Source organism: Streptomyces sp. 5-10 (genome assembly GCF_014712245.1).
Classification (GTDB): Bacteria; Actinomycetota; Actinomycetes; order Streptomycetales; family Streptomycetaceae; genus Streptomyces; species Streptomyces violaceusniger.
The window spans coordinates 137,736-148,246 of the sequence record NZ_JACVYG010000022.1; the positions used below are offsets into that span (position 1 = coordinate 137,736).

Sequence of the window (10,511 nt, forward strand, 5' to 3'; positions counted from 1 at the left end):
TCCGGCGACCCCGAAGGGGATGGGAAGTGGGCGCTTGCCGAGCCGCTTGCGTGTGGAAAGTGGTCCGGCCGCGCCTCCCTGGGCGGGGACGGGCGGTGCCGCCGGATACACTGACGCACGCCGTTCGCGACTGCCATTACTCACCCCTCTTTTATCGCGGACCTGCCGAGGAATCAGAGAACGGACGGGATTGACGCCTTCGGCAGGTGCCCCACATCGTAAGCGAGTCCTATGACTACCCACCTCACCTAGAATCCGGATATACGCGCCCTCGAGTCGGCGTCCTCGACGGTGCGGAGCGGGTATTCGCAATACCGTCCGGAAGATCGGAGTCCGGATATCCCGCACGTGAGGTGTTGCAGTCCGCGAAAGAGAATACGCGGATCGCGTCGACCGGGACAAGCACGTCTTGCGAGATCATGGGCCCCTTGGTGCCGCTTTGATGAGGAGCGGATAATTCCGTCTGCGCGGGACCCATGAAGGATTCTCGAATAACCGTCAGGTTTTGTCGCCGATTCAGGGCTTGTGGGCCACCACGATGGCGCAGCCGGCGCTGGGCACGGTGGGCAGCGCGGACTTGGCGGCGTCCAGCACCTCCTGCACGCTGACCCCGTGGCGCGCCTCGAACTCCCGGCGACAGCGCAGGATGCCGTCGATCATGCGGTTGGCGGTGTCCTTGGTGTTCTCGGTGACGTCGGTCAGCTCATCGAGCACCAGCCCGGCGTCACCGACCAGACCGGGCCAGTCCTCCAGCCGGGTCAGCGAGGTGACCACGGCGGGATCGTCGTCCGGCTGATAACTGCCGTCGCTCGGCGGGGTGACATCCGTGAGCACCACCCGGCCTCCCGGCCGCAGCATCCGGGCCATCTCCCGCAGCGCCGTCGGACGGTCCATGTGATTGATCGATTCGAATGCGAGTACGGCGTCGAAAGCGGCGTCGTCGAAAGGCATCGCCATGGCGTCGGCGTATTGGAATGCCACCCGGTCGGACAGCTCGGCCAGCCGGGCGGATTCGGTCGCCTGTTTGACCTGGAGCTCGCTGATCGTGACGCCCAGGACATGGGCGCCGGTGGCGGACGCCAGCCGCATCGCCGGCTTCCCGATGCCACAGCCGACATCCAGTACCCGGTCTCCCGGCCCCACCCGCAGCCGTTCGATCAGCAGATCCGTGAAGCGATCGGTGGCCTCTTGCACCGAACGGGTATCGGAGGGGCCGTCCCAGTAGCCGAAGTGGAAGTTGTCGTCCCACGCCATCTGCAGAAGCGGGCCCAGCGAGCTGTAGTAGTCCGACACCGTGCCGCCTGGCGGCACGGCCGAGGGAGAGGTCATGGCACTCCTCCTGTGTGCTCGAGAGGTCGGGGCGGCCCAGGGCACATCAAGGCTCCCCCGCTCAAGCGATGGTCCGGGGTTCCGGTAACGCGTCTCTAAAGTCACCGGCCGTGGCCCATTTGGTCATGCTTTAGAACCGCGCCCCACGATGGGCCACGTGCTCGCACCGATCATCAATCCGGAGCGGGAGTGCCGCCCATGACCACGAACACGCAGTCGTTCTCCGAATGCCGTATGGGGTGCGATGGATAGCGCCGCGCCCACCCGCACACCTCAGCCCGCGGAGCCCATCGCCGTGGTGGGAATGGCCTGCCGCCTGCCGCACGCACCCAGCCCATCGGCCTTCTGGCGGCTGCTGCGGCAGGGCGGGAACGCCATCACCGCCATGCCGGACGACCGCCGCCGGACCGGCCCCGCCGCCGAGGGCCCCGCCGGTGAGGGCCCCGCCACCGACGGCCCCACCGGCGAAGGCTCCGCCGGTGAGGGCCCCGCCGGTGAGGGCCCCGCCCGGCCGGCGCCGAGGTGGTACGGCGGCTTCCTGGACCGCGTCGACACCTTCGACGCCTCCTTCTTCGGCATCTCGCCCCGCGAGGCCACGGCCATGGACCCCCAGCAGCGGCTGATGCTCGAACTCGCCTGGGAGGCGTTCGAGGACGCGGGAATCCGCCCCGGAACGCTCAAGAACAGCCCGACCGGTGTGTTCGTCGGCGCCATCTGGGACGAGTACGCCGCCCTCCTGCGCCGGGACACCACCGCGGCCACCCGGCACGCCATGACCGGTGTCCACCGCAGCATCATCGCCAACCGGATCTCCTACGGCTACGGTCTGCGCGGCCCCAGCCTCACCGTGGACACCGCACAGTCCTCCTCGCTGGTGGCCGTGCACACCGCCTGCGAGAGCCTGCGCCGCCAGGAGTGCGCCCTTGCCCTGGCCGGAGGCGTCAACCTCATCCTCACCGAGGACAGCATGGCGGCCGCCGCCGCCCAGTTCGGCGGCCTCTCCCCGGACGGGCGCTGCCACACCTTCGACGCCCGCGCCAACGGCTTCGTGCGTGGCGAGGGCGGCGCGGCGGTCCTCCTCAAACCCCTCGCCACGGCCGTACGCGACGGCGACCCGGTGTACTGCGTCATCCACGCGAGCGCCGTCAACAACGACGGCGCCACCGACGGGCTGACGTCCCCCAGCGCGGCGGCCCAGGAGGACGTGGTGCGCACCGCCCACCGGCGGGCCGGAGTCTCACCCGACGAGGTCCAGTACGTCGAGCTGCACGGCACCGGAACCCCCGTCGGCGACCCCATCGAGGCGGCCGCCCTCGGCGCCGCGCTCGGCACCGTACGGACCGACGGCACACCGCTGCTCGTCGGCTCCGCCAAGACCAACGTGGGCCACCTCGAGGGCGCCGCGGGCATCGTCGGACTGCTCAAGACCGCACTCGGCATCACCCACCGCCTGCTCCCGGCCAGCCTCCACTTCACCACCCCGAACCCGCGGATCCCGCTGGCCGAGCTCGGACTGCGGGTCCAGGACCGGCTCGGCGAGTGGCCCCGCCCGGACCGGCCGCTGCTCGCCGGGGTCAGCTCCTTCGGCATGGGCGGCACCAACTGCCATCTCGTCCTCGGTGAAGCGCCCGCGCCCGTAGCCACGTCCACACCGGCGGACGCCCCCACGCCCGCCGTGGTGGCCTGGCCGATCTCCGCGAAGACCCCCGCGGCGCTGCGCGCCCAGGCCCGGCGGCTGCGGGACCATCTGACGGACCACGACGGCCTCTCCCCGGCCGACATCGGACACTCCCTGGCCACCACCCGGACCGCCTTCGCCCACCGCGCCGTGATCCTCGGGGCGGGCGCCGACGAGCTGCTGAGCGGACTGGACGCGCTGGCCAACGGCACGGAGAGCGCCGGAGTGGTGCGGGGCCGGGCCACGGACGGCGGTCTCGCCGTGCTCTTCAGCGGCCAGGGCAGCCAGCGAGCGGCCATGGGCCGTGAGCTGTACGCCGCCCATCCGGTGTTCGCGGCGGCGCTGGACGAGGTGTGCGACTGTCTGGACGGGCAGCTGGCGGAGCCGTTGCGCGAGGTGATGTCCGCCCAACCCCCGTCGCCACGGGCCGCGTTGCTCGACCACACCTCGTACACCCAGCCCGCGCTGTTCGCCATCGAGGTGGCCCTCTACCGGCTGGCCGAATCCTGGGGGCTCACCCCCGGCCATCTGATGGGCCACTCGGTGGGTGAGATCGCCGCCGCCCATGTGGCCGGTGTGCTCACCCTGCCCGACGCCTGCACCCTGGTGGCCGCCCGCGGCCGGTTGATGCAGGCCATCACGGCGAAGGGCGCCATGGCCGCGCTGCAGGCCGACGCGGACGAGGCCGCAGGACTGCTCGCCGGATGGGAGGACCGGCTGGACCTCGCCGCCGTCAACGGGCCCTCGTCCGTGGTGATTTCCGGAGACCACGACGCCGTCCACGCGGCCGCCGCCGCGTGGCGCGAGCGCGGCCGCAAGGCCCGGCTGCTGAAGGTCAGCCACGCCTTCCACTCGCCGCACATGGACACCATGCTCGACGAACTGCGCGCCGTCGCCTCAGGACTGACCTTCTCCGCACCGGCCATCCCCCTCGTCTCCAATGTGACGGGACGGCTCGCCACCGCCTCGGAGCTCGCCACACCGGACTACTGGGCCCGGCACGCCCGCCACACGGTGCGCTTCATGGACGGTGTGCACACCCTCCTCGACGCCGGAGCCACCACCTTCCTCGAACTCGGACCGGACGCCCCGCTCACCGCCATGACCCGCGAATGCCTCACCGCACGGCCGGGACCGGCCCCCGGGCGGCCGCGCCCGACCGCGGTGGCGGCACTGCGCCGCGACCGCGCCGAGGTGCGCACCTTCGCCGCCGCCATGGCCCAGGCGTATGTCCGGGGCACCGAGGTGGCCTGGGACCGGGCCTGTGGCGGACACCCTCGGCAGCGGGTCCCCCTGCCGACGTACGCCTTCCAGCGGGACCGCTACTGGCCCGGCACCACACCCGAATCCACCGCACGGGCCACCCACACCACCGGGACGGACGACGCCCCGGACCGGGCAGCGCCCGTACGAGAGGCGGCCGAGCCCGGCGACACGGGGCCGGACCGGGACCCGCTGGAGGTCGTGCGAACCCAAGTGGCCCTCGTCCTCGGTCACTCCGAGCCGGACGCCGTCGATCCCGGCCTCACCTTCAAGGAGCTGGGCTTCGACTCGCTCGCGGCGACCGAACTGAGCGAGCGGCTCGCCGCCGCCACCGGGCTGCCCCTGACCGCCACGCTCACCTTCGACCACCCCACGCCCCTGGCCGTCGCCGACCACCTGCGGGCCCACACCACCTCCGCCACCGCACCGTCGGCACCAACCGTCCCCGCACCGCGCGACGCCGACGAGCCGATCGCGGTGGTGGCCATGGGCTGCCGCTTCCCCGGCGGCGTCGACTCGCCCGAGGCGCTGTGGCGGCTGGTGGCCGGGGGCGCCGACGCGATCGGGGAGTTCCCCCGGGACCGCGGCTGGGACCTGGCCGGACTCTTCGACCCCGACCAGGACCGCCCCGGCACCAGCTACGTCCACGAGGGCGGCTTCCTCTACGACGCACCGGAATTCGACGCGGAGTTCTTCGGGATCAGCCCCCGGGAGGCGCTCGCCACCGATCCACAGCAGCGGCTGCTGCTGGAAACCGCGTGGCAGACCTTCGAACGGGCGGGCATCCGCTCCACCGCCCTCCGGTCCAGCCCCACCGGGGTGTTCGTCGGAGTGATGCCCCAGGACTACGGCCCCCGGCTGCACGAGGCGCCCAAGGGGCTCGACGGCCATCTGCTGACCGGCGGCACCCCGAGCGTGGTGTCCGGCCGGGTGGCGTTCACCTTCGGCCTGGAAGGGCCCGCGGTGTCGGTGGACACGGCGTGTTCGTCGTCGCTCGTGGCCATCCATCTCGCGGTGCGGGCGCTGCGGCAGGGCGACTGCGCGCTCGCCCTGGCCGGAGGGGTGACGGTGATGGCCGCACCCGGCATGTTCACCGGCTTCTCCCGCCAGCGCGGTCTGGCCCCCGACGGGCGGTGCAAGCCGTTCGCGGCCGCCGCCGACGGCACCGGATGGGGCGAGGGCGTCGGCCTGTTGCTCCTGGAGCGGCTGTCCGACGCCCGGCGCAACGGCCACCGGGTGCTGGCGGTGATCCGGGGCTCGGCCGTCAACCAGGACGGCGCCTCCAACGGCCTCACCGCGCCCAACGGCCCCTCTCAGCAGCGGGTGATCCGCCAGGCCCTCGCCGACGCCCGGCTGGCCCCGTCCGAGGTGGACGCCGTCGAGGCCCATGGCACCGGAACCACCCTCGGCGACCCGATCGAGGCCCAGGCCCTGCTCGCCACCTACGGGCGGGAGCGGCCGGAAGAGCGGCCCCTGTGGCTGGGCTCCCTGAAGTCCAACATCGGCCACACCCAGGCCGCGGCCGGGGTGGCGGGCGTCATCAAGATGGTGATGGCCATGCGGCACGGACTGCTGCCCGCCACCTTGCACATCGACGCGCCCAGCCCCCACGTCAATTGGGACAGCGGCGCGGTACGGCTGCTGACCGAGCCGGTGGAGTGGCCGCGCGACGAACGCCCCCGCCGCGCGGGCGTGTCCTCCTTCGGGATCAGCGGCACCAACGCGCATCTGATCGTGGAGCAGGCCCCCGAGCCGGAACCCGTCCCCGAGCCGGAACTCGCCCCCGAACCGGAGCCCATTCCCAGCGGCGCGCGGCCGGACGAGGACGACCGGCCGGTGCCCTGGGTGCTGTCCGCCCGCAGCGCCGAAGCCCTCCGGGGACAGGCCCGGGAGCTGGCCGCCCACACGGCCGCTGACACCACACCGTCGCCCCGGGACGTGGGCTGGTCACTGATCACCACCCGGACGGCGTTCGAGCACCGCGCGGTGGTGGTCGGCGGGAACCGCGACGAACTCACCCCCGCCCTCGCGGCGTTGGCGGCCGACGAGACGCATCCGGACGTGATGGGCCCCGGTGTCACGCGCTCCGGCGCGGCAGTGGACGCGGGCCCTGTGCTGGTGTTCCCCGGGCAGGGCTCGCAGTGGGTCGGGATGGGCGCCGGACTGCTGGACGCCTCACCGGTGTTCGCCGCCCGCGTGGCGGAGTGCGAACGAGCGCTCGCGCCCCACGTCGACTGGTCGCTCACGGATGTCCTGCGCGGAGCCGAAGGCGCCGCCGATCTGAGCCGGGTGGATGTGGTGCAGCCGGTGCTCTGGGCGGCGATGGTGTCCCTGGCCGCCGTATGGGCCGAGTACGGTGTGCGCCCCGCCGCCGTGGTGGGGCACAGCCAGGGCGAGATCGCGGCGGCCGTGGTGGCGGGAGCGCTGTCCCTGGAGGACGGTGCGAAGGTCGTGGCGCTGCGCAGCCGGGCCCTGCGGCGACTCGCCGGAGGCGGGGCCATGGCCTCGCTGGCACTGGGCCACGCACAGGCCGAGGAACTGCTGACCGGGCTCGGCGAGCGGGCCGCGGCGGTCGTGGTGGCGGTGGTGAACGGGCCCGAGTCCACCGTCGTCTCCGGACCGCCGGAGCAGGTGGCCGCGGCCGTGGCCGCCTGCCAGGAGGCGGGCGAGCGGGCGCGGATGATCGAGGTGGACTACGCCTCGCACAGCCCCCAGGTCGATGAGATCGCAGAGGAACTCACCCGGCTGCTCGGCGGAGTTGAGCCGGTCGAGGCGCCCGGACCCTCCGGGGTGGTGTTCTACTCCACCGTGACCGGCGGCCGGACCGACGGCTCCGCCCTGGACACGGACTACTGGGTGCGGAATCTGCGGGAGCGGGTGCGGTTCGCCGATGCCGTCGAGGCGTTGCTGGCGGCTGGGCATCGGGTGTTCATCGAGGCCAGCACCCATCCCGTCCTCACCCTGGCGATGCGGGAGAGCTTCGAGCACGCGGAGAGCGGCGCCGTTGCGGTGCCCACCCTGCGGCGGGACCACGGGGACCTGGCCCAGCTGACCACGTCGGTCGCGCAGGCGTTCGTCGCCGGGGCCGAGGTGGACTGGTCGGCCGCCTTCCCGGCCGACCCCACGCCCCGTACGGTCGATCTGCCCACGTACGCCTTCCAGCGCCGGCGCTACTGGCTGGACGCCCCCGGCGGGCCCGGCGCGGACCCCGCCGCTCTCGGCCTGGTCGCCGCGGACCACCCGCTGCTGGGCGCCGCGGTGCGGCTCGCCGACGGCAGCGGCCACGTGCTGACCGGACGCCTCTCCCCGCAGACGCACGGCTGGCTCACCGACCATGTAGTGGCGGACGTGGCCCTGGTGCCCGGCGCCGCGCTGATGGAGTGGGCGCTGCGGGCGGCCGACGAGGCCGGTTGCGGTGCGGTGGAGGAGCTCGCGCTGCGGCTGCCGCTGGTGCTGCCCGCGACCGGCGGCCGGTGTGTCCAGGTGGTGGTGGGCCCGCCCGCCGACGACGGACGCCGCGACATCGCGATCTACTCCCTCCCCGACGACGACCTGCGCGCGGGTGGCGACACCGACTGGATGTGCCATGCCGTGGGCGTCCTCGGCCCCGCCGTACCGGAAAGCCGGGCGGGGGAGTTGCCCGGGACCTGGCCTCCGTCCGGAGCGCGGCCGGTGGACACCGACGGGTTCTACGAACGGATCGCCGCATCCGGATACGCCTACGGCGCCGCGTTCCAGGGGCTGCGCGCGGTGTGGCGGGACGGCGCGGATCTGCTGGCCGATGTGGAGCTGCCCAAGGCCGCGGGAGAGCCCGGTGGCTTCGGAATTCACCCCGCCCTGCTGGACGCGGTGCTGCACCCGACGCTGCTGATGGACGGGATGGACGGGATGGACCGGGCCCAGGAGGAGGGGGACAAGGGCCGGATGTGGCTGCCGTTCACCATCAGCGGTGTGTCCCTGTGGGCGGCCGAGGCCACCGCCGTACGCGTCCGACTCACCCCCCGTCCGCAGACCGCCGAGGCCGACGGCGAGCGTGAACTGCGAGTCGTCGTCGCGGATGCCGTGGGCGCCCCGGTGCTGACGATCGACGCGCTGGTGTTGCGTCCCGCCGACGCCGATCAGCTGCGCTCCCTGAACACCGGCCGGGTGGCGGCCGACAACGGCGGTGGCGGAAGCGTACGGCGGCGCGCCGCCGCTGCCGCCACCGGAGCGTCGTCCGTCGGCTGGGCCGCACGGCTGGCGCGGCTGTCGGCGGTGGAGCGGTATCGCACCCTCCTCGGCCTGGTGCGCGACCACGCCGCCACCGTGCTGGGGCACACCGACGCCGAGGCGGTGCACCCCGACGCCAGCTTCAAGGAGCTGGGCTTCGAGTCCCTGACCGCCGTCGAACTGCGCGATCGCCTCGCGGCCGCCACGGGGCTCCGGCTGCCCGCGGCCCTGATCTTCAGATATCCGACCCCGGAGGGCATCGCCCACCACCTTGTGCGACGGCTGACCTCCGACGGCACCGACGCCACCGCCACCGCGATCGTCCCTCCGAGCACGCACTTGCCACGGCAGCCGACGGATGAGATGAGCGCGGCCCAACGGCTGGAGTCCGCCTCCGCGGACCAGGTCCTTGAGTTTATTGACAACGAGCTTGGTGTGTCCTGAATGTGCCGGGCGCGACGATCGCTGAAGGCCGGGTGACCCTCATGGCGAACGAAGAGAAGCTGGTCGAGTATCTCAAGCGCGTTTCCGCCGATCTGCACGATACGCGCCTGCGGTTGCGCGAGGTGAAGGAGCGCGGCCACGAGCCGGTGGCCGTGGTCGGTATGGCCTGCCGCTTTCCCGGCGGGGTCACCTCCCCGGAGGAGCTGTGGGAACTGCTCGTCTCGGGTGTCGACGCGATCGGGGACTTCCCGACGGACCGTGGCTGGGACCTGGAGAACCTCTACCACCCCGATCCGGAGCACTACGGCACCAGCTGTGTCCGCCAGGGCGGATTCGTCGAGGCGGACCGCTTCGACGCGGCGTTCTTCGGCATCAGCCCCAGGGAAGCGCTCGCCATGGACCCGCAGCAGCGGCTGGTGCTGGAGGTGGCCTGGGAATCCCTGGAGCGGGCGGGTATCGATCCGGTGTCGCTGAAGGGGAGCCGCACGGGTGTCTACGCCGGTGTGTCCAGCCAGGACTATCTGTCGCGCGCGCCGCGCATCCCCGAGGGCTTCGAGGGCTACGCCACCACGGGCGGACTCACCAGTGTGATCTCGGGCCGGGTGGCCTACACCTTCGGCCTGGAGGGGCCGGCGGTAACGGTGGACACCGCATGCTCGGCCTCGCTGGTGGCCATGCACCTGGCGGTGCAGGCACTGCGGCAGGGGGAGTGCACCCTGGCCCTGGCGGGTGGTGTTACCTCGCTCGCCACCCCCATCATGTTCACCGAGTTCTCCCNGGGTGGTGTTACCTCGCTCGCCACCCCCATCATGTTCACCGAGTTCTCCCGGCAGCGCGCACTGGCCCCGGACGGCCGGTGCAAGTCCTTCGCCGCCGACGCGGACGGCACCGGCTTCTCCGAAGGCGTCGGTCTTGTGGTGCTGGAGCGGCTGTCGGAGGCCCGGCGCAACGGCCATCGGGTGCTGGCGGTGATCCGGGGCTCGGCCATCAACCAGGACGGTGCCAGCAACGGCCTCACCGCGCCCAACGACGTGGCCCAGGAACGCGTGATCTCCCAGGCGCTGGCCAACGCCCAGCTGGGGCCGGGCGATGTGGACGCCCTCGAGGCACACGGCACCGGCACCAAACTCGGCGACCCGATCGAGGCCGAGGCCCTGATCGCCACGTACGGCCAGAACCGCCCCGCCGACCGGCCACTGCTGTTGGGCTCGCTGAAGTCCAACATCGGTCATACGCACGCGGCGGCGGGCGTGGCGGGCGTGATCAAGATGGTGATGGCGCTCCGGCACCCAGGTCTGCCCGCGAACCTGCATCTGGACGAGCCCACCCCGCATGTGGAGTGGGAGGGCAGCGGGTTGCGGCTGCTGACCGAGCCGGTGGAGTGGCCCCACCTGGAGCGGCCCCGCCGTGCGGCGGTGTCGTCGTTCGGCATCTCGGGTACGAACGCCCATCTGATCCTGGAGCAGGCTCCTGAGGAGGAGGTGTCGGCGGCGTCTTCTGTGGTGGGTGGGGTGGTGCCGTGGGTGGTGTCGGGGCGGAGTGTGGAGGCGTTGCGGGGGCAGGCTGGGGCGTTGGCTGGGTGGGTGGG

3 protein-coding genes are annotated in these 10,511 nt (G+C 72.6%); 2 read left to right on the forward strand and 1 reads right to left on the reverse strand.

Translation table 11 applies throughout. The features are described from left to right. Positions 1 to 516: 516 nt before the first annotated feature. Positions 517 to 1,329, reverse strand: coding sequence for an SAM-dependent methyltransferase (locus IEJ02_RS24070; protein WP_191066764.1), 813 nt, complete (start codon positions 1,327 to 1,329; stop codon positions 517 to 519). A gap of 244 nt (positions 1,330 to 1,573) precedes the next feature. On the opposite strand from IEJ02_RS24070, the gene IEJ02_RS24075 reads away from it, so the two are divergent. Together IEJ02_RS24075 and IEJ02_RS24080 are read left to right on the forward strand one after the other, a co-directional pair. Then, the gene (locus IEJ02_RS24075; protein WP_223864316.1) at positions 1,574 to 8,923 is read left to right on the forward strand and encodes a type I polyketide synthase; all 7,350 of its coding nucleotides are present in this window, start codon (positions 1,574 to 1,576) and stop codon (positions 8,921 to 8,923) included. A gap of 41 nt (positions 8,924 to 8,964) precedes the next feature. Further along, a partial coding sequence (locus IEJ02_RS24080; protein ID WP_191066765.1) for a type I polyketide synthase occupies positions 8,965 to 10,511 on the forward strand: 1,547 nt, incomplete at its 3' end.